Consider the following 23,736-nt stretch of genomic DNA (forward strand, 5'->3'; position numbering starts at 1 on the left):
ACTACATCCGCTCCGGCGCGGACACCCCGAGCAGGCGCAGGCCGTTGGCGATGACCACCCGGGTCGCGTCGTTGAGCCAGAGCCGCGCCCGGTGGGTGTCGGTGATCTTCTCGTCGCCCTGCGGGGCGATCCGGCAGTTGTCGTAGAACCGGTGGTACGCCTGCGCGACGCTCTCCTCCAGGTAGCGCGCCACCCGGTGCGGCTCGCGCAGCTCGGCGGCGGTGGCCACCACCGCGGGGAACTCGGCGAGCGCCTTGAGCAGCTCGTTCTCCTTGTCGTGGCCGAGCAGCTCGGGCTGGAACGCGGCGGCGTCACCCCGGGTCAGCCCGATCTCGGCCGCGTTGCGGGCCACCCCGGCGGTACGCGCCGCGACGTACTGGACGTAGTAGACCGGGTTGTCGTTCTTGGCCCGGGTCCACAGCTCCACGTCGATGTCGATGGGCGAGTCGGCCGAGTAGCGGGCCAGCGCGTACCGGGCCGCGTCCACGCCGATCGCGTCGACCAGGTCCTCCAGCGTGACCACGGTGCCGGCCCGCTTGCTCATCCGCACCGGGGCGCCGTCGCGGACCAGGTTGACCAGCTGGCCGATGAGGATCTCCAGGTTGCGCGCCGGGTCGTCGCCGAAGCAGGCCGACATCGCCTTCATCCGGCCGATGTAGCCGTGGTGGTCGGCGCCCAGCATGATCACGACCCGGTCGAAGCCGCGCTCCCGCTTGTTCAGGTAGTAGGCGCAGTCGGCGGCGAAGTACGTCCACTCGCCGTTGGACTTGCGCAGCACCCGGTCCTTGTCGTCGCCGAACTCGGTGGTGCGCAGCCAGGTCGCGCCCTCGGACTCGAAGACGTGCCCCTGCTCCCGCAGCCGGGCCAGCGCCGCGTCCAGCGCGCCCTGGTCGTGCAGGTCCTTCTCGTTGAAGTAGGTGTCGAACTCCACACCGAAGTCGCGCAGCGAGGACTTGATCTCGGCGAACATGAGCTGGACGCCCTCGGTCCGGAAGACCTCCTCGGCGGCGTCCGGGGTGAGGTCGAGCACGTCCGGCCGGCGGCGGACCACCTCGGCGGCGATCTCCGCGATGTACGCGCCGCCGTAGCCGTCCTCCGGCGCGGGCTGGCCCTGCGCGGCGGCCAGCAGCGAGCGGGCGAACCGGTCGATCTGGGAGCCGGCGTCGTTGAAGTAGTACTCCGTGCCGACCTCGGCGCCGGTGGCGCGCAGCAGTCGGCTGAGCGCGTCACCGACGGCCGCCCAGCGGACCCCGCCGATGTGCACCGGGCCGGTCGGGTTCGCCGAGACGAACTCCAGGTTGATCCGCTGCCCGGCGAGGGTGTCGCTGCTCCCGTACGCCGGGCCGGCCTCGACGATGAGCTTGGCGAGCTGACCGGCGGCGGCCGCGTCGAGGCGGACGTTCAGGAAGCCCGGCCCGGCGATCTCCACCGACTTGACCCCCGGCGCCTTGGCCAGCTCGTCGGCCAGCGCGGTCGCCAGTTCCCGCGGGGGTACGCCCACCTTCTTGCTGAGCTGGAGCGCCAGCGTCGAGGCGTAGTCGCCGTGATCCGGGTTACGGGGTCGCTCGACGGTGGTCTGCGCGGGCAGCGCGGCGCGGTCCAGCCCGCGCTCGTCGAAGACGGCGTGGGCTGCGGCGAGGACGACCTCGGCGAGTTCTGCGGGAGTCACTGATCCATGTTATCGGGGGTAGACTCGGGCACCGCGGCGGCGACCCAGCATGTGAACCGGCCCCGCGGTCCCCCTGACCGACCGACCTGACGAGGCACGATGAGCATCAGCACCCCGGGCGGCCCGGAGCGCCGTCCCACCGTGGTCAGCACCGGCAAGAAGCCGGCCGCCGGCCGGCCCGCGGCTGCCGACAAGCCAGCCGCGAAGGCCGGCGCGGGCAAGGCCGGGGGCGGCAAGGGCACGCCACGGCCCGGTGCCGGCGGCAAGGGCCGCAAGCCGATCGCCCCGGTGAAGGTGAGCCAGGGTCGCTCGTGGGGCCCGATCGCCCTGTTCGTCGCGGTCGGCGTGCTGGCCGTGGGCATCATCGGCGTCGGCGCCTGGGCGGTCTACCAGGGCGGCCAGCCGTGGGAGAAGCGGGCCCAGGCGATCAACGGCATCGTCGACTACCGCGAGAAGGACAAGGACCTGGTCAAGGGCGGCAACCACCAGCCCGGCGCGATCAAGTACGACGTCCTCCCGCCGGTCGGCGGCCCGCACAACCAGGCCTGGCAGAACTGCATGGGTGACGTCTACGACGCCCCGATCGCCAACGAGCACGCGGTGCACAGCCTGGAGCACGGCACGGTCTGGATCACCTACCGCCCGGACCTGCCCGCCGACCAGGTGGAGAAGCTCAAGAGCAAGGTGCAGGGCAAGGAGAAGCTGATGCTCAGCCCGTTCGAGGGGCTGGACAAGCCGATCTCGCTGCAGGCCTGGGGCTACCAGCTCAAGGTCGACAACGCCGACGACGGCCGCATCGACGACTTCATCAAGACGCTGCGGGTGAACGCCTCCATCGAGGGCCCGAACGCGCTCTGCGACCAGGGCGTCACGGCCACCGGCACCGCTCCGCGCGACAACCTGCAGAACACCATGCCCCAGCAGCCCACCCAGTAAGGACGACGCCGCGATGACCGCTCCGGTGACCACCGACAGCGAACTGGACGAGGCTCCGGCCGCCGACCAGGGCGGCCGGGGCGCGATGCGCCGTTACGGCCTGCCGGCGGTGGTCGCCGCCCTCGTGGTCGGGCTGCTCCTCGGGTACGCCGGCGGTCTGCTCACCCCCACGCTCACCCGGCCGGGTGAGAACTCGGCGGAGGCCGGGTTCGCCCGGGACATGACCGCCCACCACAACCAGGCCGTGGCCATGGGGCTGCTCGCGTTCAACCAGGGGCAGGACCCTGAGGTACGCCAGGTCGGCGTGGACATCGCCACCGGCCAGCAGGGCGAGATCGGCACCATGCAGACCTGGCTGCGGTCCTGGAAGCTGGACCCGACCGGCGGGCAGGCGCCGATGGCGTGGATGAAGGACGGCGGCGGGCTGATCAAGGACGGCCTGATGCCGGGCATGGCCACGCCGGAGGAGATGGCGAAGCTGCGCGCCGCGAGCGGCCGCGAGTTCGACGTGCTCTTCCTGCAGATGATGATCCGCCACCACATCGGCGGCGTGCACATGATCGACGGCATCCTCGAGCAGGGGCGTGACGACGACGTGCTGGCGGTCGCGCAGGTCATGAAGAACACGCAGCAGAACGACCTGACCAACCTGAGCGCGGCGCTGAAGCGCCTGGGCGGCACCCCGTAACACCACCCGCCACCCCGCAAGACCCCCGAGGCCCGGTCCCCCTTCCCAGGGGCACCGGGCCTCCCCCGTCCCGCCCTCACCCGCCCGCCCGCCCGCCCGGCGATCTTGCAGTTACTGCCCCGGCCATGCCGGATTCGCCCCGTTACGCGAGGGCCGCAAGTGCAAGATCGCGGGAGGATGGGTGAGGACGGCCCGGGTCGGCCCGACAGGGCATCCTCGCCCGCCCCTCGCGCGTCCGCGCTTCCGGTTCGGAGCTTGATCGACACCAGTTCGGGGAAGCGGCCGCCTCCCCGCTCTTGATCCACTCCAGTTCGGGGAGGTGGCGTTATCCCCGCCCTTGATCGACACCAGTTCGGGGAGGTGGCGGGGTCAAGGTGGGTGGGATGCAACCACTTCGGCGAGGTGGAGTGGATCAAGAGCAGGGTGATGTGCTCGGGCAGGCTGGCCGGTCGAGGTAGGACGGGGTGGGACGGGGTGGCCGTGCCGAGGGTCGGCTGGTGGCCGAGGGCCGGCCCGACAGGGGCATCCCACCCGCCTCGCGTACCCGCGCTTCCGGTTCGGAGCTTGATCGGCACCAGCTCGGGGAAGTGGCGGCATCCCCGCTCTTGATCGACACCAGTTCGGGGAGGTGGCGAGATCAGGGTGGGTGTGATGCAGCCACTTCGGCGAGATGGAGTCGATCAAGGGTGGGCTCGTGGCCCGGGGTGATGTGTTCGGGGCAGGCGGGCCGGTCGAGGTTGGACGGAGAGGCCACGTCGAAGGTTGGGGCCGGGGGTGAGATGTCCCGGTTTGGGTGTTTGTAACGTTTTGGGGCTAACGGGTCATTGTGGGGGTTGGAGAGTTTTCTACCCACATATCGTGACCAGTTGCGATTCGGGCTCGTTGCCCAAGACGTGGGGGTTGCACTCAGAGACGCAGGGCGGTCGGTGACCAGCTGGTGCCGACGCCACACCATCGGCGGTGACGGAGCGGTGGCAGCCGTCCGTCGCGGACTGCGGCAGGGCGAGCCGGGAACGCTCAGCCGCGAACAGGAACTCGAACTCATCGACGTGCTCCGGGGGGTCCACCCCGACGAGTTCGGCCTCGACGAGGAACTCTGGACACGGCAGAGCCTGACCGCCCTCATCGAGCGCCGGTTCGGGCTGACGATGGACGCCGGCACCGTCGGGGCGTACCTGCGGGCCTGGGGTCTGGGGCCGCGCGAGCCGCGCGAGCGGGCCTGCGGCCTGTGCGTCAGCGCGGTCGAGCGGTGGGTACGCAGCGAGTACCCGACGATCACGCGGGCGGCCCAGGAGCACGCCGCCGAGGTCTACTGGATCGGCCGGGTACGCCTGCGCGGCACCATGCCCGCCGCCGACGTGGTCTCGGCGGTCTCGTCGCGGGGACGGGTGCGGTTCATGGTCACCACGCCGTCGGTGGATCCGCCGCTGCCCCGGGACTTCGTGCTGCGGCTCAGCGGCGCCGAGGAGCGCACGGTGCACCTGATCGTGGACGGCTCGTGGCCGCGCAACGAATGGCCCCGTCGGCTGCCCCGGCGCGTCGTGCTGCATCCGCTGCCGAGCTGTGGTCGCGCCGTCGCCGCCGCCTGATCCGACGAAGATCGACTCGCGGGGTACCGATTCGGTGATCCGGGAGGGGGTTTGCTACTCTTCTCGGGTCGCTGAGCCCCCGTAGCTCAGGGGATAGAGCACCGCCCTCCGGAGGCGGGAGCGCAGGTTCGAATCCTGCCGGGGGCACCAGATCAGATCACCGCAAGGCCCTTGACCAGCTCGGTCAGGGGCCTTCGTCGTGTCCCCGGCGTGCGCGGCAGTGTCCCCGAATTCGGGAATGTACAGGTCACGGGCTGGCTAACCTCGCGGTGAACGGGTCGAACCCCAGCACCTGCGAAGGTGAGCCAGTTGCCCGAGACTCCGTTGACCAACCGCCCCAAGATGCACACGGGCGTACCCTCCTCGCTGACCACCGCGCACCGATCGGTGATGCGCGCCGTCGCCGTCGCGGACGCCCCTTGCGGGCTGTGGTTCCTCGAAGCGGTGGCCGCGCACACCGGCACCACGTCGGACGAGCGGATCGACGCGACGGTGGAGGAGCTGATCGTGCGCGGGTTCCTCGTCGACACCGCCGCCGGGCTGCGGCTGTCTTCCATCGCGTTGCGCGACGACGTACTGCGGGACACCCCGCCCTCGGTGCGGCAGGCGCTGCGCGAGGCGGCGGCCGAGGTGCTCGCCGACGGCGGGCGCCCGGCCCAGGCGGCCCGGCAGCTGCTGCGGGTCCTGCCGGCGGTGAGCCGGTCCGCCTCGGCGCTGGCCGCGCGGCTGGCGGTCGACCCGGCGGTCGGTCCCAGCCTGGCCGCTGATCTGCTGCTGGCCGCCCCCGCGCCCGGGGCGGCGGAGGCGCGCCTGGCCTGGCTGGTCGACGTCGCCGACAACCTCTACCTAGCGGGCCGGGTGGACGAGACGCTGCGGATGCTGCACCGGGAGGTCGCCGCCGACCGGTACGGGCCACGCCAGCGGGCGATGCTGCTCGGGCGGCTCGGCGCCTACTACGCGACCCAGCGTCCCTCGCTGTCCCTGACGTACCTCGGGCGGGCGCTGAACCAGGAGCTGGACGTCGCGGGGCGGAGCTGGACGCTCACCATGCTGGCGTCGCTGGCGGCCCGGTTCGGGCACCCCGACGCCGCCGAGCTGGTGGCGGCGGCCCAGCGGGCGCACGAGCACAGCCCCTCCCCCGGCGGCGCCATCCGGCTGGCCCTGGCGAACGCGGCCCGCGCAACCGCCTGCGGCGACCTGCCCCGCGCCGCGCGGATCCTGCGGGAGGTGGACGCGGGCGAGCCCGCCGCCCGGCCACCGAGACCCGCCCGATCTGGACGATGATCGTCACCTGGGCCCTGGCCGTGGTGCTGATCGCGTTCACCTGGGGCAAGCACCCGCCGGCGGCGAGGACCGGGCGGCGCTGACGCGGACCGGGCTCACCCGGCCTCGCGGCGGGCCTTGGCGCGCCGCTTGCCCTCGTGCATCGCCTGCACCCGGGCCACCGGGATGGTCCGTCCCTGCTCGACCAGGTCCGCCGGCAGCCGCTGCGGCGCGGGCAGCGCCTCCGCCCAGGGATCCCGGTCGCCCAGTAGCGCGGGCACGGTCCGCACGGTGAAGTCGGCTGGGCTCGCGCTCTCCAGGTCGGTCCAGCCCACCGGGTACGACACGGGGGCGCCGGGCCGGATCCGGGGACTGTAGGCGGCCACCACAGTCGCCCCGTACGCCCGGGTGGAGTCGACGAAGACGCGGCCGCGGCGGTCGGCGACGATGAACGCGGTGGTCGCGGCCGCCGGGTCGAGCCGTTCGGTACGGACGGCGAGCGCCCGGGTCGCGGCGGCGGCCTCCTCCGCCGTGGTGGCCGGGTCGACCGGCACGATCACGTGCAGCCCTTTCGCGCCGCTCGTCTTCACCGCGCCGGCCAGCCCGGCGTCGGCGAGCGCCTGCCGGACCAGCAGCGCGACCCGCACGGCGGCCGGGAACGAGTCGCCCTCCGGCGGGTCGAGGTCGAGCACCAGGTGGGTCGGGTGCTCGGGCTGCGCGGCCCGGCCGAGCGTCGGGTGGTATTCGACGGCCCGCTGGTTGGCGAACCAGAGCAGCGTCTGCCGGTCGTCGCAGAGGGCGTACGAGATGCGCCGGCGCGACGCCTCGGCCCACACCTCGGTACGGCGCACCCAGTCGGGCGTGTACTTCGGCAGGTTCTTCTGCATGAACGGCTCCTGGCCGGGCCGCACCCGCAGCACCGACAGCGGCCGGTCCCGCAGTTCCGGCAGGATCCGGTCAGCCATCGCGTCGAGGTAGTCGACCAGGTCGCGTTTGGTCGCCCCGGCGCCGTCGAACAGCGGCTGGTCGAGGTTGGTCAGCGACACTCCGGCCCGGGTCTCGTCGGCGGCGCCCATCGGACCACCATCCCGGGCCGGGCCCGGCTCGGCAACCCCGACACGGTGCCCGGCGCGCGCCTCACCGACCGGCACCTGCGACGATCGGGGCGTGGGCGAGGCAGAGGCGGACCGGTGCGGATCGGGCGCGGCGGAGCAGGCGAGCGCCTGCACCGTGCGGGAGGCGCTGGACCGGGTGGGCGGGAAGTGGGCCATCGGCATCCTGATCGCCGCCTCGGCCGGCCCGGTCCGCTTCACCGAGCTGGAGCGCCGGGTGGAGGGGATCAGCCGCCGGATGCTCACGCTGACGCTGCGCAACCTGGAGCGGGACGGGCTGCTGGACCGGCACGTTCACCCCTGCGTGCCGCCGAAGGTCGAGTACACGGCCACCCCGATGGCCCGCGAGCTGTACGACTCGCTGGTGGCGCTGACCAGCTGGGCCGAACGGCACCGCGAGGCGATCAGCGCGGCCCGGGCCGAGTACGACCGTAGGCACGGCCACCCACCGGCCTGAACAACTGAAATCGCCCTTATGTGGCGAACACCACGCGCTCTATCTGACCGATCGGTCAGCGCCTGACCGATCGGTCAGGCATGCTTGATGTCATGGCGCGCCCCACCCCGGCCACCCACGACGAGTTGCTCACCGCGGCGGCTCGGCGGTTCGCCGTCACCGGCTACAAGGGCACCTCACTCCAGGACATCGCCCGTGAGGTCGGCTGCTCCAAAGCCACAGTGCTCTACCACTTCGCCAGCAAGGACGCGCTGCTCGGCGAGCTGATGGCGCCGGCCATCGCGGTGCTGGAGGAACTCGACACCCGGATCGCCGAGCACACCGGCGCGGACGCACAGCGCGTCGCGGCGGAGGGCTTCGTCGACCTGGCGGTCCGCTTCCGCCGCGAGATCGCGCTGCTCCGCGGCGAGTTCTCCGACCTGCTCCAGCAGCCCACGTTCATGCACATCCAGCAGATCTCCGAACGGCTGGTCGCGGCGTTCGCCGGCTTCTCCGACCGGCCCGAGGCCCGGGTCGCGGCGCTCGTCGTACTCGCCGGCATCGCCGAGACCTGCGGCGAGTTCCTGGACATCCCCGACGAACAGCTGCGACCCGCGCTGCTCGCCGTGGCGTACCGCGCGCTCGAAGTCTCCATCTGATCCGAACCTGCGAGGACAAGGAAGGTCCATGGCGACCCTGCTGTACCGGCTCGGCCGGGCATCTCTGCGCCGACGGCGACTCGTCGCCGTCATCTGGCTCGTCGTACTCGTCGGCCTCGGCCTGGCCGCGGCCACGCTGCGGGGCCCGACGGCGAGCAACTTCACCATGCCCGGCACCGAGTCGCAGAAGGCGATCGACCTGCTCGCCGACCGCTTCCCGGCGGCCAGCGGCGCCACCGGCACGATCGCTATCAAGGCGCCACAGGACGGCGCGCTCACCACGCCCGCCGGCCAGGGGTTGGTCAAGCAGGTCACGCAGGAGGCGGCCACGCTGCCCGGCGTGGTCGGCGCGGTCGACCCGTACCAGGCGCAGGCGCTCACCCCGGACGGCCGCTACGCGCTGATCCAGGTGCAGTTCGCCGGCGGGGTCGACGAGATCACCGACGAGCAGCGCGACGCGTACGAGAAGGTCGGCGAGCAGGCCGAGGCGCAGGGCTGGCAGATCGCCCCCGGCGGCGAGGTGCTGAACGCCGAGCCGGAGGTCGGCTCGACCGAGGCCATCGGCGTGCTGGTCGCGGCGATCGTCCTGGTGATCACGTTCGGCTCGCTCGTGGCGGCCGGGATGACCATGCTGAACGCGCTGATCGGCGTCGGCGTCGGCATGGCCGGTCTGTTCGCGCTCAGCGGCGCGGTCGAGCTGACCAGCACCGCGCCGATCCTGGCGCTGATGCTCGGCCTCGCGGTCGGCATCGACTACTCGCTGTTCATCACCTCCCGGCACCGGCAGAACCTCCTCGACGGGCTCTCCCCGGAGGAGGCGGTCGGCCGCGCGGTCGGCACCGCCGGCTCGGCTGTGGTCTTCGCCGGCGCGACGGTGGTGGTGGCGCTCGCCGGCCTGGCCGTGGTGGGCATCCCGTTCCTCACCGTGATGGGCCTGGCCGCGGCCGGCACCGTCACGATCGCCGTGCTGGTGGCGATCACGCTGGCCCCGGCGCTGCTCGGCTTCGCCGGCCACAAGGTGCTGCCGCGCAAGCTGCGTGACCGCAAGGCGGTCGAGGACCCGGCCACCGGCTCGGAGGACCGCACCGGCTTCGGCTTCCGCTGGGCGAACTGGGTCACCAAGCTGCGCATCCCGGTGATCCTGGTCGGGCTGCTCGGCCTCGGCCTGCTCGCGATCCCGGCCCAGGACATGCGCCTGGCGCTGCCGGACGCCTCCGCCGCCGCCGAGGGCACCCCGGCCCGGGTCAGCAGCGACCTGATCCGGGAGGGCTTCGGCCCCGGCTTCACCGGCCGGCTCGCGGTCGTGGTGACCGCCGACTCGCCGCAGGCGACCCAGGCCGCCATCCCGCAGGTCACCGCGCTGATCCAGAAGACCGACGGGGTGCTCGCGGTGGCCCCGCCGCAGGTCGACCCGTCGGGGCGTACCGCGCTGCTCGGCGTGATCCCGGAGAGCGGGCCGACCGACGAGGCCACCGAGACGGTGGTGCAGGACATCCGCAAGCAGGTCGCCGGCATCCAGAACGCCGACGTGCTGCTCACCGGCGTCACCGCGGTCGGCATCGACGTGTCCGAGAAGCTCTCCGACGCGCTGCCGGTCTACCTGCTGCTGGTGGTGGGCCTGTCGATCCTGCTGCTGATGCTGGTGTTCCGGTCGATCCTGGTGCCGGTCAAGGCGGCGCTGGGCTTCCTGCTCACCGTGGCGGCCACGTTCGGCATCACCGTGGCGGTGTTCCAGCAGGGCCACCTGGCCGACCTGGTCGGCCTGGACACCCCGGCCCCGCTGGTCAGCTTCCTGCCCATCCTGCTCATCGGCATCCTGTTCGGCCTGGCCATGGACTACGAGGTCTTCCTGGTCTCCCGGATGCGCGAGGACTTCGTGCACGGCGATACCGCGCAGCAGGCCACCATCAACGGCATGGGGCACGGCGCCCGGGTGGTCACCGCCGCCGCGCTCATCATGATCTCGGTGTTCGGCGGCTTCGTCTTCCTGGAGGACCCGATCATCAAGTCGATGGGCTTCGCGCTCGCGATCGGTGTTGCCATCGACGCGTTCGTGGTCCGGATGACCATCGTGCCGGCGGTCATGTCGCTGCTGAACAACGCCGCCTGGTGGCTGCCGCGCTGGCTGAACAAGATCCTGCCCAACGTGGACGTCGAGGGTGAGGGCCTGCGCGCCCACCTCGCCGAGAAGCAGCACGCCCAGGTGTGAGCCGTACCGGGTGGGGTCCGACGGGCCCCACCCGGTCACACCCCCGCCGGGTACGTCTCCATCTCGCCGGGCGTGACGTGCGCCGGCAGCGGGTGCAGCGCCGTGGTCTCGTCGCACCAGATGAACGCGTCGTAGCGCTCGCCCAGCCGGGTCGGCACGTAGTTGCCCCAGGACTCGAAGCTCGGGTCGTACACCACCCCGATGGCCCGGTGGTCCGCCTCGCCGGTCACCCACTCCGGCTGGTCGTCGCCGCCGAAGACCAGCACCGCCCGGTCCGGCATCAGCTCGTGCAGCCGGTGCTCCACCGAGCCCTTCCGGGCCGGCGGCACCACCATCGCCTCGGCCGGGGAACCCCAGCGCGGAGCGGCTATCACGCTGCCGCGCCAGCTCCCGAAGCCGATCAGCGCCACCGTGTCCCGGCCGTGCCGTTCCCGGCCCAACTGCCCGATGTTGACCATCCCGTCCGCCGCCATGTCGGTGGCCCGGGCGTCGCCGACGTGCGTGTTGTGCGCCCACACGATTCCCCGCGAGCCCGGCCCGTACCGGTCGAGCAGCCGGTCGAGCGTGTCGGCCATGTGGATGTCGCGCACGTTCCACGACTCGGGGCCGCCGCCGACCATGGCCCGGTAGTACCGCTCCGCGCCGGCCACCACCTCCGCGTTCTGCCAGGCCGAGAAGCGGTCCGGGCCGTCCGCGGCGGCCTGTTCCCGGGTACGCGCCAGCAGCCGGACCACCTCCTCCTCGCACCGGGCGGAGACGAACCGGCTGGCCATCGCGTACTCCTCGGGCCGCTTGCCGTACGGCTCGAAGCAGCGGTACGCCTCCTGCGCCGCCTCCAGCGAGGCCGGGTCCTCCTCGCCCAGGTAGTCGAAGATGGCCTGCATCGACTCCCAGAGGGAATACACGTCCAGCCCGTGGAAGCCGGCACGTTCCCCCTCCGGGCGTTCCAGGTTCCACGCCCGCAGCCAGCGGCAGAAGCGGGCCACCTCGGCGTTCGCCCACATCCAGGTGGGCCAGCGTTCGAACCGTTCCAGCGCGACCAGCGGATCGGCGAGCCCGTCCGGCGCGCCGACCACCGACCGGTGCACCCTGTCGCAGTCCGGCCAGTCCCCCTCCACCGCCACGAAGTCGAACCCCTGCTCGGCGATGAGCCGCCGGGTCAACTGCTCCCGCAGCCGGTAGTAGTCGTAGCTGCCGTGCGTCGCCTCGCCGATCATCACCACGCGGGCGTCCCGGACGCGCTCCAGCAGCGGGTCGAAGTCGCTCGGCGCGCCGAGCCGCTGAACCAGCATGTCCGCGGCTACCCGGGGCCCGCCGGGGCAAACCGCCGCCGTCGAGTCGGGCGGCGGGCGTACGGCGGCGGCTGCGGCCCGGGTCCGGCGAGGCGGGCGTGGCGGCGGACGCGGGCCCGGCGGGGGGCATGGCACCGGGCTCATTGGGTAGCCGGGCGGCATGACCGTCACCGGCGCGCAGTTGCAGGAGTTCCTGGCCGGGCTGGACTACCCGGTCTCCCGGGAGGACCTGGTTCGCTGGGGCCAGGAGAACGGTGCCAGCACCGAGGCGCTGCAGGCGCTGCGGTCCCTGCCGGCCGAGGAGTTCCAGTCCCCCACCGAACTGGGCGAGGCGATCGTCACGCTGGCCGGCGCCTGACCTGCGGGTGTTAAGAGGGGCCCCTTCCTCTACCGGAGGCGTTAATAAGGGGCCCTTCCTTACAGCTCGACGGTGCGGCCCTGCGACCTTGCGGTCTCGGCGGCGTCGAGCACCGCCACCACCTCGCGGCCGAACCGCACGTCGCAGCGGTGGTCGCGGGTGCCCGCGTCGACCTCTTCCAGCAGCTGGTCGAGCGCGGTGGAGAACGCCTGGAGCGCGCTGCCGTCGCCGGGCGGGACGGTCTCGGTGCCGTTCTCGCCGAAGAAGACGAAGTCCCGGGTGACCGCCTCGGACGGCGCGTCCAGGGTGAGCGAGAGCGAGCTGGTGGCGCCGCCGTCGTGGGTGAGCAGCAGGTGCACCAGGCCGCTCGGGCCGTCCATCGCGGCGACCCGGGTGACCCGGCCGAGCACCGGCAGGATCAGCGACAGCGCGTGCGGGCCGATGTCCCAGAGCGCGCCGCGCTCCCGCCGCCAGGTCGAGTCGCCGTACGGGTTTCCCGGCTGGAAGATCGACGCGAACATGGTGGCCCGGGCGTGCTGCCAGCCGCCGGCCGCGGCGGTCGAGGCGAGGAACCCGGTGACGTTCGGGTGGAAGCGCTGGGTGAAGAAGACCACCGAGGCCACACCGGACGCCTGGGCCGCGTCGACCACCCGGTCGGCGCCGGCGAGGTCGAGCGCCAGCGGCTTGTCCAGCAGCAGGTGCCGCCCGGCGGTGGCGGCGCGGACGGCGATGTCGGCCTGCACGTCCGGCGGGAGCGCCACGGCGATCGCGTCGCACGCGTCGATCAGCGCGTCGACGTCGGTGAAGGCCGGTACGCCGTGCCGGGTGGCCAGCTCCTCCGCCTTGGCGGGGTTGCGCCCCCACACGCCGGCGAGCCGGGCCCGCGGGTGCGCCTCGATGGCCGCGGCGTGCGTCTGCGCCGCCCAGTAACCCGTGCCGAACAACCCGAACCGCACCCGGACCCCCTGCCGTCGACGTCCGCCACCGGCGTACGCCGGGACCGTGATCCACGCTAGTCGTCCGGCCGGTCCGGCGCGCCTCGACCCGGCGGGCGGGCCGCTACTACACCGGTTAGTAGGCTGTGCCGGTGAACGACACTGTGTCGACGACCGTCGCGGCGGCCGCCGGATCGCCGGTGGACGGGCCGCTCGCCACGGTCGCGATCGTGATCTCGCTGGCGGTCGCGCTCTGGGCCCTGGTGGCGGCGGTACGCCACCGGCCGCCGGACCGGATCCAGTTCGTCGGCCTGGCCGTGCTGGAGGTGGCGCTGCTCGCGCTGACCGTGGTGGCGCTCGTCGCGCTCGGCGGCGGCGAGCGGCCGGGCGAGCCGGGCGCGTTCTTCGGCTACCTGGCGACGCTCGTCTGCCTGCCGCCGCTGGCCTGGGTGCTGGCGCGGATGGAGCCGACCCGGTGGGGCTCGGGCATCGTCTGCGCGATCTGCCTTGTCACGCCGGTCGTGGCGGTCCGGCTCCAGCAGACCTGGGAGGCGCTCGGTGGCTGACACCACGACCGCGCACGAGCATCGCGCCACCAACCGCGGCCCGGGCCGGCTGCTGATCGCCGTCTACATCGTCTTCGCCATCGCCGCGACCTCGCGGGCCGGCCTGCAGATCGCCACGAAGTTCGACGAGGCGCCGGTGGCGTATCTGCTGTCCGCGGTGGCGGCGCTGATCTACATCGTGGCGGCGGTCGGGCTGGCCCGGGCCGGGCACGCCGGCCGCCGGGTCGCGCTGGCCTGCTGCGCCGTCGAACTGGTCGGGGTGCTCGGCGTCGGTGTGCTGAGCATCGCCGACAAGGAGCTGTTCCCGGACGAGACGGTCTGGTCCGGCTTCGGCAGCGGCTACGGCTACGTGCCGCTGGTGCTGCCGGTGCTCGGTCTGTTCTGGCTCTGGCGCACCCGGCGCGACCCCGCCTGAGCGGGCCCGCGCCGGGTCGGGGGCCGGTCAGTCCTTCGGACCGCCGGCGACGTAGATGACCTGGCCGGAGACGAACGACGCGCCCTCGCTGGCGAGGAACGAGATGGTGTGCGCGACGTCCTCCGGGCGGCCGGGGCGGCGTACCGGGATCTCGGCGGCGGCGTGCTTCTGGAGGTCGTCGAAGTCGACCTTCATCCGGGCCGCGGTGGCGGCGGTCATGTCGGTGACGATGAAGCCCGGCGCGACCGCGTTGACTGTGACACCGAACGGGCCCAGCTCGATCGCCAGCGTCTTGGTGAAGCCCTGGAGGCCGGCCTTCGCGGCCGAGTAGTTCGCCTGGCCCCGGTTGCCGAGCGCGGACGTGCTGGACAGGTTGACGATCCGGCCCCACTTCGCCTCGACCATGTGCTTCTGCGCGGCCTGGCTGAACAGGAACGCGCCGCGCAGGTGCACGCCCATGACCGTGTCCCAGTCGCCCTCGGTCATCTTGAACAGCAGGTTGTCGCGCAGCACACCCGCGTTGTTGACGAGCACTGTCGGTGCGCCCAGCTCGGCGGCGATCCGCTCCACGGCTGCCTCGACCTGGGCCCGGTCGGACACGTCGGCGCCGACGCCGAGCGCCCGGCCGCCGGCCGAGCCGATGGCGTCCACCGTCTCCTTGGTGGCGGACTCGTCGATGTCGACCACGGCGACGGCCATGCCGTCGGCCGCCAGTCGGCGGGCGGTCGCCGCCCCGATGCCGCGCGCGGCTCCGGTGACGACGGCGATGCGGGGCTCCTCCGACATGCTTACCTCCCGGTAACTTGTGGCTCGATCGAAGGAGCTTAACCCGCCGGTACGCCGCGCCTACCGCCCGTGGCCCCGGCAGAGCCGGATCCACCGGTAGCCGTACCCGCCGAGCTTGAGCCGGTCGAGCTTGCCCACGTCCTCGTAGTTGCGGTCGCTGAGCACGTCGATCGGCAGGTCCGCCTCCGGGGCCAGCGTGCTCAGGTCCACCTCGACGTCCTCGGTGCCGAGGTTGTGCAGGAAGACCATCGTCCCGGTACGCCCGTCGGCGCGGTGCGCGAGCACGCCCGGCGGCATCGGCACGTCGATGTGGGTGGTGCTGCCCGAGCCGGTCTCCGGCGCCTCCCGCAGCGTCCGGATCATCCGCTCGAACCAGCCGAGCAGCGACCGCGGGTCCTTGCGCTGGGCGGTGACGTTGACGTTCTGGTAGCCGTACTCGCCCTTGTCGATCACCGGGCGGACCAGCTTCTCCGGCTCGGCGGTGGAGAAGCCGGCGTTGTCCGCGTAGGACCACTGCATCGGGGTGCGGATCGCGTCGCGCCCGTCCAGCGACAGGTCCTCCCCCATGCCGATCTCCTCGCCGTAGCGCAGCACCGGCGTGCCGCGCAGCGAGAACTGCAGCGAGTACGCCAGCTCCATGTGCCGGCGGTCGTTGCCGAGCATGGGCGCGAGACGACGGCGGATGCCCCGGCCGTAGAGCTGCATGTTCTCGTCCGGGCCGAACTTCGCCAGCACGTCGTTGCGCTGGTCGGCGGTGAGCCGGGACAGGTCGATCTCGTCGTGGTTGCGCAGGAACGTGGCCCACTGACCGCCGGTGGGCAGCTTGGGGGTGTCCCGCAACGCCTCGATGATCACCTCCGGGTCCTCCCGGGCCAGGGCGAGCATCAGCCGGCCGTTGAGCATGAAGTCGAACAGCATGTGGATCCGGTTGCCCGAGCCGCTGCCGTCACCGAAGTAGACGGGCAGCTCGTCCGGCTCCACGTTCGCCTCGGCCAGCAGGACCGCGTCGCCACGTCGCCACTGCACGTGCTGACGCAGGTCGGTGAGGAAGTCGAAGTCCTTCGGCGAGTTCGGGTTGCCCGGTTCGGTGCGCTCGATGATGAACGGCACGGCGTCCATCCGGAAGCCGGAGACGCCGAGCTGGAGCCAGAACGAGGTGATCTTCTTGATCTCCGCGCGGACCTTCGGGTTCTCGATGTTCAGGTCCGGCTGGAACTTGTAGAAGCGGTGGTAGTACCACGCCTTCGCGGTCCGGTCGTAGGTCCACGTCTCGTGCTGCTCGCCCGGGAAGACCATGCCCTGGTGGCGGTCGGCCGGCTCGTGGTCGGCCCAGACGTACCAGTCCCGGTACGGCGAGTCCGGCGAGGACCGGGCGGACTGGAACCACGGGTGCTGGTCCGAGGTGTGGTTGACCACCAGGTCGATGATCACCCGGATGCCCCTGTTGCTCGCCTGGTGCAGCAGTTCGGCGAAGTCGCCGAGCGTGCCCAGTCGCGGGTCGACGTTGTAGAAGTCGGTCGCGTCGTACCCGTCGTCCTCGTTGGGCGAGGGGTGGATCGGGTTCAGCCACAGGCAGGTCACGCCGAGCCGGGCCAGGTAGTCCAGGCGGCCGATCAGCCCCTGGAAGTCACCCACTCCGTCGCCGTCGGAGTCCGCGTACGTGTCGACGTCGAGGCAGTAGACGACCGCCTCCTGATACCACCTGTCACCCATGCGAGGACTACTTCTCCGAACGTGCGCGCCGTCAAACCCGGTACGGTGCCGGGATGAACGAGGCGTACGACTGGTCCGCCGGCCACTGGCTGAACCCGCCCGAGCGGGCCGAGCCGGTCGACGGCGGCCTGCTCGTCGAGCCGCACGGCGGCAGCGACTTCTGGCGGCGCACCAGCTACGGCTTCGTGCACGACGACGGCTCGGCACTGCTCGCACCGTTCGGCGCGGGCAGCGCCGTGGAGGTGTCTTTCCTCCTCGACTACTCGGAGCAGTTCGATCAGGCCGGTGTGCTGGTCCGGGTGGACGAGCGGCGGTGGACCAAGGCCGGGGTCGAGGTGAGCGACGGCGCGCCGCAGGTCGGCGCCGTGGTCACCGACGAGTTCTCGGACTGGTCGGTGGCGCCGGTGCCGCAGTGGTCGGGCCGGGAGGTGACGGTCCGGGTGAGCCGGGCCGGGGACGCGCTGACCGTCCGGGCCCGGTGCGACGACGAGCCGTGGCGGCTGGTCCGCGTCGCCCCGCTCGACCCGGCGGCGCAGGCGTCGGCCGGGCCGTACTGCTGCTCGCCCAGCCGGGGCGGGCTGCGGGTCCGCTTCACCGGCTGGCGACGGGGTCCGGCGGACGCCGCGCTGCACCCGGAGGGCTGAGTCACAGGTGTGACACCGGCCGGTCCGGGTAACACTTTCGGATCTCCGGCTCTCGCGTGGAAGGACCGACATGGCCCTGGCCCAGGACGTCGACCCGAACCAGTTCACCGGGCTGACCGGCTGGGTGGCGAGCGTGATCGACTCGCTCGGCGCGGTCGGCGTGGCGTTGCTGGTGGCGCTGGAGAGCATCATCCCGCCGATCCCGAGCGAGATCGTGCTGGCGATGGCCGGTTACCTGTCCGCCGAGGGCCGGTTCAACGTGGTGTTCATCGTGCTCGCCGCGACGGTCGGCTCGCTGCTCGGCGCGCTGGTGCTCTACTGGCTCGGCGCGGCGCTCGGCGAGGAGCGGCTCAAGCGCTGGCTGGACCACATCCCGCTGGTCGACCTGCAGGATCTGGAGAAGGCCGACCGTTGGTTCGAACGGCACGGGCGGTGGGCGGTGCTGATCGGCCGGGTGGTGCCGGTGGTCCGCAGCCTGGTCTCCGTCCCGGCCGGCGCGAACCGGATGCCGCTCGGTGAGTTCATCCTGCTCACCACGCTCGGCAGCGGGGTGTGGAACGCGCTGATCGTCGGCGCCGGGTTCACCCTCGGGTCGCGGTGGGAGGACGTCGACAGGTACAGCTCGTGGTTCAACTACGCGATCTTCGCCGTCTTCGGTTTCATGATCGTGAGCTGGGCGGTGAAGAAGGTGCGCCGGCGGCGCGCCCGGCAGTCGGTGACCGCCGGGCGCTGACCGCGTCGCGGGCTCAGAAGCCGGCGGTGATGCCGGTGAACTCCCAGGTGTTCTGCGCGATGCCGGAGCAGTTGGCGACCACGCCGCCGCCGGGGCAGGGCCGGTCCCGGTTGACCGACCAGAACGTGAACCGGGCCAGGCCGCGCGCCTTGGCCCAGTCGCGGATCTGCGTCCAGGTGGCCGGCGAGGTCAGCTCCTGCTGGTCGGAGAGGCCGTTCATGCCGGACAGGCCCATGTGGGCGTACGCGGTGGCGTCGGACCAGCCGAACGCGTTCTTGAGCGCGGTCTTCAGGCCCTCGGCCGCGTTGACGGTGCTCTGGTACATGTTCGCGCCGCCGCCGAAGTCGAACGGCATGATCGTGAACACGTCGATCCCGGCGCCCTTGGCCGCGGCCTGGTTGATCAGCCGGGTGCCGTAGTACGACGGCCCGGTGGTCGAGGTGCCGAACGTGATGATCGTCTTGATCCCCGGGTTGTTCTGCTTGACGATCTTCAGGGCGTCCAGGATGCGGTCCTGCACCACCTCGTTCTCGAACTCGTCGCTGTTCTCGATGTCGATGTCGATGGCCTTCAGCCCGTACGCGTTGATGACCTGCTGGTACGCGCCGGCCAGCGCGGCGGCGGACGAGCAGTTCGGGCCGAGCTTGTTGCCGCTCCACCCGCCGAAGGACGGGATGACGTCGCCGCCGGCCGCCTTGATCGCGGCGATGGTGGCGGCGTGCGTGCCGCCGGTCAGCGGACCGCTGCCGTCCCAGGCCGGGGTGCAGCCGCCGCCGGAGAGCACGAACGCGATGGTGAACCACTTGATCCCGGTCGCGCCCATCACGGTGGACGGCGCGGGCGGGTCGCCCCAGCCCGGGTAGAGGTAGGGAGCGGCGGCCATCGCGCCCCCGCCGCCACCGGTGCAGCCGCTGGTGGTGGCCGCGACCGCCGCCGACTTCGCCGACTCGCCGCTGCCGTTGTACGCGGTCACCGTGTAGCTGTGCCCGCTGCACGCGGCCAGCCCGGAGACGGTGGCCGAGGTGCCGGTGACGGTGGCCTTGACCGTGCTGCCCTCGTACACCCGGTAGCCGGTGACGGTGCCGGAGACCGCGTTCCAGGCGAGCGAGACCGACGACGCGGTGGTGCCGGTGACCCGCAGGCCGCCGGGGGTGGCGGGCGCGCCCGGGTTGCCGGGGTTGCCGCCGCCGGCGCAGGAGGCGCCGTTGACGGTGCAGTTCACCGGGTCGCCGGTGCCGCTGACGACGAAGCCGAAGCTGGTGCTGGCGCCCGGGGCGAGCGCGCCGTTCCAGGACTGGTTCACGGCGGTGACGTGCTGGCCGGAGGTGGTGAGGCGGGCGTCCCAGAACGAGCCGAGCGTGCTGCCGGACGGCAGGTCGAACTGGACGTTCCACGAGGAGATGGCGGCGGAGCTGTCGTTTGTGACGGTGAACCGGGCCTCGTACCCGCTGCTCCAGCTGGAGGTGCGGACGAAGGCCGCGGTGGCGGCGGAGGCGGGCGGGGCGGCGAGCAGCGCGCCGGCGACCACGGCGGTGGTCAGCGCGGCGGCGAGCGTCGCCAGGCGGGGGCGGAGTCTCACGGCGTCCTCCAGGGGACGGGCGGGGGGTGGAGAGGGATTCACAACCGTCGACGTGCGCCTATTATTAGGAGTGTTAACTGTTTCTGTCCAGCACCGGTTCGACGCGACCCGGACCGGGGTCCGGGCCGCGCCCCCATCGGCCTCAGCGGCGGAAGGTGAACCAGTTGACGTTGACGAAGTCGGACGGCTGCCCGCTGCTGAACGTCAGGTAGACCGTGCGCCGCCCGGTCACCGCGCCGACGTTGCCCGGCACCGAGCGCCAGGTCTGCCAGCCGCCGGTGTTGCCGATCGCGAAACTGCCGATCGGCGGCGCGGTCGGGCTGTCCACCCGGACCTCCACCAGCCCGCTCACCCCGGACGCCGCGCCGGAGGCCACCCGGGCCACGAAGTCGCGCGGCGGCGTGGAGCCGAAGTCGACGTTGTCGTAGCGGGCCCAGTCGCCGTTGGCGAGCCAGCCGATGTCCTGGCCGCCCTCGGAGCACGTCTCCACCTGCACGCCGTTCTGCGCGTTGAACGACTCGGCCTGGATCGTCGAGTAGGCGTCACGCACCCCGCCCGGCGGCGGCGTGGTCGGGGTCGGCGACGGGTTGCTCCCGCCACCCCGGGTGTAGACGGCCACGTAGTCGACGAGCATCGACCGGCCGGACACCGTCGACGCGGTCGGCGTCGCCGACCCGGCTACGCCGTCCGGGAAGCCGCCGCCCATCGCCACGTTGAGCAGCAGGAAGTAGCCGGCGTGGTTGGTCATCTGACTCCAGTACGGCTCACCGATCTGGTTCTGCCCGACGGTGTGGAAGAGCTGGCCGTCGACGTACCAGCGCAGCTGCTGCGGGCTGATCGAGGCGTCCCACTCGAACCGGTAGGTGTGGAACGCCGACTGGCAGGTGCTGCCCGGGCAGGCCCGGGACGCGCCGATGCCGTTGAACTCCCCGCACGGGCCGCCCGGCGCGACACCGCAGTGCAGCACGCCCCAGACCGAGTTGATCCCGTTGACGTTCTCCATCACGTCGAACTCGCCGATACCAGGCCAGTTCTGGTAGTTGCCCCGGTACGGCGAGCCGAGCGCCCAGAACGCCGGCCAGTACCCGGATGCCGCCGCGCCGGTCACGTTCGGCATCTGGATCCGGCCCTCCAGGGCCAGCACGCCGCCCGACGGCGGCTTGAAGTTCGCCCGTACCGTCTCGATCCGGGCCGAGGTCCAGCGGCCGGCCGAGTCCCGCAGCGGCGTGATGCGCAGGTTGCCCGAGCCGTCGTGGGCCAGGTTGGCGGTGCTGGAGGTGTAGGTCTGGATCTCGCCGGTGCCCCAGTTGGCCGGGCCGCCCGGGTAGCTGGTGCCGGTATCGATGATCCAGTTGGCGGACGAGGGCAGCGTGCCGGCCGAGCCGGTGAAGTCGTCGCTCCACACCAGGCTCCAGCCGGAGGGAGTCGGGGGCACCGCGGCCTGGGCGGTCATCGAGACGCCCGCGAGCGCTGTGGTGAGCGCGAGCACACCCGCGGCCAGGGCGAGGCGGCGGCGCGATCGGGGCACGGTGGCGGAGGCGGCCGGAGCCGCCGGGATCGGGTTCATTCGGGGTGCCTCTCTGCGGGGACGGGTCCGGGAGAGCGCTCTCTGAGAGCGATTTCTACGCGCCCGCACCCGCACTTGTCAACGCTTGTCGATGGCTGCCGCCGGCTGCGGGCGACGCAGCACCACCTGCTCCAGCGCCGTCCACGCCGTGGTGGTCACCAGATAGAGCACCGCCGCCAGCGGCACCACCAGCGCCACCAGCACCGTGCCGTACGGCAGCAGCGGCAGCAGCCGGCCGAGCACCGCCGCGCCCGGACCCTCGGTCGGGGTCCCGGCCACCGTGCCGGTGGCGGCTGCCGCCCGGCGCATCCGCCGCGACGACCACCAGGCCAGCGCGAGCAACGCGGCCAGCAGCACGCCGAACACCAGCGGCACCGGGCCGGCCAGGCCGTCGCCGAGGTGCCACCCCAGCGGTACGCCGGCCAGCCGCTCCCCCAGCAGCTGCGGCGCGCCGTCACCGGTGGCGAACAGGCGGTACATGACCAGGAAAAACGGCGCCTGCAACAGCGCCGGCAGGCAGCCCGCGACCGGACTGGCCCCGGCGTTGCGGTAGAGCGCGAACAGCTCGCTCTGGAGGCGGGCCGGGTCGTCGGCGTACCGGCGCTGGAGTTCCCGTACCTCGGGGGCGAGTGCGGTCCGGCGCCGCTCCCCGCGGACCTGGGCCACTGTCAGCGGCGAGATCAGCAGCCGGACCGCGGCGGTGAACAGGACGATGGCGGCCGCCGTGGCGGCGCCGCCGGTGAGCGGGGCGAGCACGTCGGCGAGCCAGGTGACGACGGTGGCCGCGGCCGACGCCGCGGAGTGCAACGGTGCGAAGGCGAGCATGGGTGGACCCCTCGGTGGCGATTCCGGGTGTCCCGGGCGGCGACGTGCCGCACGGCGGGACGGATGACGACGGAATCGGCCGCGAAAGCCGGGAAGGAAACGGCGGCCCGCCGGCGCGGGCCGGAGGGTGGCTACGCGGCCGAGGGGCGCAGGCCGGGTGCGCGGGGGCGCGGACGCCCCGGCGCGTTCGGGTCGACCTGGCGGGGAACGCCGCGACGGCGGGCGCGGGCCCGCAACGCGGCGGCGAACCGGGTGCCGGGCGGCGTGGGCAGCGCGCGGACCCGCAGCGCGAGCAGGGTGGCGAGCAGCAGCGCGGCGACCACCGCCGCGCCGGCGAGCAGCCCGGCCGGCCGGTCGGCGAACAGGGCGAGCGCGTACGCCCACGCCCCCGTCAGCACCGCCAGCATCCCCGCCACGCGACCACGGTATCCCGCCGTGTCACGCCCTGCTGCCCCGTGCGCGAACGCACTCGACCGACCCGAACGGGCGAACCGGCGCCGACACGCCCACCGGCACGTTTTCCGGAACGGACACGGTGGGTAACAGGTCCTCGGCCACGCGGCACCGTGCCGCGAGTGGTCCGGAGGAGACGGTGGTGGCGATGAGCGGCTCAGTGGCGGAGCGGGAGCGGAGCGCCGCGTCGGGCGGAACCGACCTGCTGACAGTCGGCGTCGAGGAGGAGTTCCTGCTCGCCGACCCGCACACCGGGACCGCCGTACCCGCCGTCGACCTGGTCATGGAGCAGGTGCCGGCCGAGCTGCGCGGTCAGGTGGAGCGCGAGTTCCAGACCAGCCAGATCGAGATCGGCAGCCCGCCCGGGCTGGACCTGTCCTCGATCCGGCACTCGCTGTCGATGCTGCGCGCCGAACTGGCCGACGCGGCCGAGCGGGCCGGCGTACGGCTGCTCGCGATCGGCACCGGACCGGTCGACGGGCCGGTGCCGCCGGTGGTGGACAAGCCCCGCTTCGACCGGATGATCGAGCGGTTCCGGCTGCTGGTGCCCGGTCCCGGCAACAACGGCATGCACGTGCACGTCGGCATCCCCGACCCGGACACCGGCGTGCAGGTGCTCAACCACGTCCGGCCGTGGCTGCCGATCCTGCAGGCGGTCACCGCGAACTCCCCGTTCTCCCGCAGCGAGGACACCGGGTACGCGAGCTGGCGCTCGGTGGAGTGGGAACGCTGGCCGTCGGTCGCGCCCACCCCGTACCTGGAGTCGCACGAGCACTACGAGCGGCTCATCCGGCAGCTCATCGCCAGCGGCGTGATGCTGGACGAGGGAATGCTCTACTGGTACGCCCGGCTCTCCGCCAAGTACCCCACCGTGGAGATCAGGATCGGCGACGTCTGCCCGACCGTGGACGACGCGGTGCTCGTCGCCGCGCTGGTCCGCGCGCTCGTGGCGACCGCGCTCACCGACATCGCCGCCGGCCGTCCCGCCGTCAACACCGACCACCACCTGCTCGTCGCGGCGCACTGGCGGGCCGCCCACGACGGGCTGGAGGGCGAGGGCGTCGACCTCACCGACGGTGAGCTGCGCCCGGCCTGGGAGCTGCTGGACCGGCTCGTCGACCGGCTGCGCCCGGAACTGGATCGGCACGGCGACCTGGACCGGGTGACCGATCTGCTGGGCGGGCTGCGCCGGCACGGCAGCGGAGCGGCCCGGCAGCGGGCGGTGTTCGCGCGTACCGGACGGCTCGTCGACGTGGTCACGGACGTGGCACGCCAGACCCGTGGCTGAGCGGCCGCACGGCCGTGTCCC

The 23,736-nt window shown here is 72.6% G+C and carries 22 protein-coding genes, 1 tRNA gene and 1 pseudogene; 14 read left to right on the forward strand and 10 right to left on the reverse strand.

What is annotated here, in order from left to right:
- Position 1: 1 nt before the first annotated feature.
- Positions 2-1,669, reverse strand: a complete 1,668-nt coding sequence (gene argS / locus HA073_RS21720) for an arginine--tRNA ligase (RefSeq protein ID WP_064447846.1) — start codon at positions 1,667-1,669, stop codon at positions 2-4.
- Positions 1,670-1,768: 99 nt separating this feature from the next.
- Between argS and HA073_RS21725 the strand changes: the two genes are divergently transcribed.
- From HA073_RS21725 to HA073_RS21745, 5 genes are all read left to right on the forward strand, one after another.
- The gene (locus HA073_RS21725; protein ID WP_043328620.1) at positions 1,769-2,605 is read left to right on the forward strand and encodes a DUF3105 domain-containing protein; all 837 of its coding nucleotides are present in this window, start codon (positions 1,769-1,771) and stop codon (positions 2,603-2,605) included.
- Positions 2,606-2,618: 13 nt separating this feature from the next.
- Positions 2,619-3,293, forward strand: a complete 675-nt coding sequence (locus HA073_RS21730; protein WP_043328618.1) for a DUF305 domain-containing protein — start codon at positions 2,619-2,621, stop codon at positions 3,291-3,293.
- An 893-nt stretch (positions 3,294-4,186) separates the two neighbouring features.
- Entirely contained in the window at positions 4,187-4,882 is a 696-nt protein-coding gene (locus HA073_RS21735) for a winged helix-turn-helix domain-containing protein (protein WP_069087384.1), read from the forward strand.
- Positions 4,883-4,957: 75 nt separating this feature from the next.
- A tRNA-Arg gene (locus HA073_RS21740) sits at positions 4,958-5,032 on the forward strand.
- Positions 5,033-5,191: 159 nt separating this feature from the next.
- A complete protein-coding gene (locus HA073_RS21745; RefSeq protein WP_240925896.1) occupies positions 5,192-6,166 on the forward strand; it encodes a hypothetical protein in 975 nt (324 codons plus the stop codon).
- Positions 6,167-6,261: 95 nt separating this feature from the next.
- On the opposite strand, the gene ligD is transcribed toward HA073_RS21745, so the two are convergent.
- Positions 6,262-7,221 carry a non-homologous end-joining DNA ligase gene (gene ligD / locus HA073_RS21750; protein WP_166457174.1) on the reverse strand — a complete coding sequence of 320 codons (960 nt, stop codon included), beginning with the start codon at positions 7,219-7,221 and terminating at the stop codon, positions 6,262-6,264.
- Positions 7,222-7,312: 91 nt separating this feature from the next.
- Here ligD and HA073_RS21755 point away from each other — a divergent pair, with 91 nt between their 5' ends.
- The 3 genes from HA073_RS21755 (at position 7,313) to HA073_RS21765 (ending at position 10,561) form a co-directional block, all read left to right on the forward strand.
- Positions 7,313-7,714: a helix-turn-helix domain-containing protein gene (locus tag HA073_RS21755; RefSeq protein ID WP_043328596.1), complete on the forward strand. Its 402-nt coding sequence runs from the start codon at positions 7,313-7,315 to the stop codon at positions 7,712-7,714.
- A 92-nt stretch (positions 7,715-7,806) separates the two neighbouring features.
- The gene (locus tag HA073_RS21760; RefSeq protein WP_043328594.1) at positions 7,807-8,352 is read left to right on the forward strand and encodes a TetR/AcrR family transcriptional regulator; all 546 of its coding nucleotides are present in this window, start codon (positions 7,807-7,809) and stop codon (positions 8,350-8,352) included.
- Positions 8,353-8,380: 28 nt separating this feature from the next.
- Positions 8,381-10,561: an MMPL family transporter gene (locus tag HA073_RS21765; protein WP_043328592.1), complete on the forward strand. Its 2,181-nt coding sequence runs from the start codon at positions 8,381-8,383 to the stop codon at positions 10,559-10,561.
- 35 nt (positions 10,562-10,596) lie between these two features.
- Here the strand turns inward: HA073_RS21765 and HA073_RS21770 are convergent, their stop codons facing one another.
- Complete coding sequence (locus HA073_RS21770) at positions 10,597-11,853, reverse strand: erythromycin esterase family protein (protein WP_064447850.1); 1,257 nt, start codon at positions 11,851-11,853, stop codon at positions 10,597-10,599.
- Between the two features lie 160 nt (positions 11,854-12,013).
- On the opposite strand from HA073_RS21770, the gene HA073_RS21775 reads away from it, so the two are divergent.
- Entirely contained in the window at positions 12,014-12,211 is a 198-nt protein-coding gene (locus HA073_RS21775) for a DUF2795 domain-containing protein (RefSeq protein WP_043328589.1), read from the forward strand.
- 59 nt (positions 12,212-12,270) lie between these two features.
- On the opposite strand, the gene HA073_RS21780 is transcribed toward HA073_RS21775, so the two are convergent.
- Positions 12,271-13,167 carry a Gfo/Idh/MocA family protein gene (locus HA073_RS21780; protein ID WP_043328587.1) on the reverse strand — a complete coding sequence of 299 codons (897 nt, stop codon included), beginning with the start codon at positions 13,165-13,167 and terminating at the stop codon, positions 12,271-12,273.
- A 131-nt stretch (positions 13,168-13,298) separates the two neighbouring features.
- Between HA073_RS21780 and HA073_RS21785 the strand changes: the two genes are divergently transcribed.
- Positions 13,299-13,712 (forward strand): hypothetical protein, encoded by a 414-nt coding sequence (locus tag HA073_RS21785; protein WP_082931094.1) that lies wholly within the window; start codon positions 13,299-13,301, stop codon positions 13,710-13,712.
- Positions 13,705-14,182, forward strand: a pseudogene (locus tag HA073_RS21790) (hypothetical protein). Before HA073_RS21785 ends, HA073_RS21790 begins: the two are co-directional and overlap by 8 nt.
- On the opposite strand, the gene fabG reads toward HA073_RS21790, so the two are convergent.
- Together fabG and HA073_RS21800 are read right to left on the reverse strand one after the other, a co-directional pair.
- Positions 14,155-14,913, reverse strand: a complete 759-nt coding sequence (gene fabG / locus HA073_RS21795) for a 3-oxoacyl-ACP reductase FabG (protein ID WP_113974714.1) — start codon at positions 14,911-14,913, stop codon at positions 14,155-14,157. The pseudogene HA073_RS21790 and the gene fabG overlap by 28 nt on opposite strands.
- 60 nt (positions 14,914-14,973) lie before the next feature.
- Positions 14,974-16,626 carry an alpha-amylase family protein gene (locus tag HA073_RS21800; RefSeq protein WP_043328583.1) on the reverse strand — a complete coding sequence of 551 codons (1,653 nt, stop codon included), beginning with the start codon at positions 16,624-16,626 and terminating at the stop codon, positions 14,974-14,976.
- 53 nt (positions 16,627-16,679) lie between these two features.
- Here HA073_RS21800 and HA073_RS21805 point away from each other — a divergent pair, with 53 nt between their 5' ends.
- Both HA073_RS21805 and HA073_RS21810 read left to right on the forward strand, forming a co-directional pair.
- Positions 16,680-17,270: a DUF1349 domain-containing protein gene (locus tag HA073_RS21805; protein WP_043328581.1), complete on the forward strand. Its 591-nt coding sequence runs from the start codon at positions 16,680-16,682 to the stop codon at positions 17,268-17,270.
- Positions 17,271-17,340: 70 nt separating this feature from the next.
- Positions 17,341-18,003: a DedA family protein gene (locus HA073_RS21810; RefSeq protein WP_043328580.1), complete on the forward strand. Its 663-nt coding sequence runs from the start codon at positions 17,341-17,343 to the stop codon at positions 18,001-18,003.
- Between the two features lie 13 nt (positions 18,004-18,016).
- Here the strand turns inward: HA073_RS21810 and HA073_RS31030 are convergent, their stop codons facing one another.
- From HA073_RS31030 to HA073_RS21830, 4 genes are all read right to left on the reverse strand, one after another.
- Positions 18,017-19,582, reverse strand: a complete 1,566-nt coding sequence (locus HA073_RS31030) for a cellulose binding domain-containing protein (protein ID WP_069087379.1) — start codon at positions 19,580-19,582, stop codon at positions 18,017-18,019.
- Positions 19,583-19,724: 142 nt separating this feature from the next.
- Positions 19,725-21,149 (reverse strand): carbohydrate-binding protein, encoded by a 1,425-nt coding sequence (locus HA073_RS21820; protein WP_069087378.1) that lies wholly within the window; start codon positions 21,147-21,149, stop codon positions 19,725-19,727.
- Between the two features lie 78 nt (positions 21,150-21,227).
- Entirely contained in the window at positions 21,228-21,974 is a 747-nt protein-coding gene (locus tag HA073_RS21825; protein WP_166457175.1) for a membrane protein insertase YidC, read from the reverse strand.
- Between the two features lie 131 nt (positions 21,975-22,105).
- On the reverse strand, positions 22,106-22,381 hold the full coding sequence (locus HA073_RS21830; RefSeq protein ID WP_043328576.1) for a DUF6412 domain-containing protein: 276 nt from the start codon (positions 22,379-22,381) through the stop codon (positions 22,106-22,108).
- Positions 22,382-22,566: 185 nt separating this feature from the next.
- Between HA073_RS21830 and HA073_RS21835 the strand changes: the two genes are divergently transcribed.
- A complete protein-coding gene (locus tag HA073_RS21835) occupies positions 22,567-23,715 on the forward strand; it encodes a glutamate--cysteine ligase (protein WP_043328575.1) in 1,149 nt (382 codons plus the stop codon).
- Positions 23,716-23,736 lie beyond the last annotated feature (21 nt).

It is taken from the genome of Micromonospora sp. CMU55-4 (assembly GCF_011602315.1).
Lineage (GTDB): Bacteria > Actinomycetota > Actinomycetes > Mycobacteriales > Micromonosporaceae > Micromonospora > Micromonospora chalcea.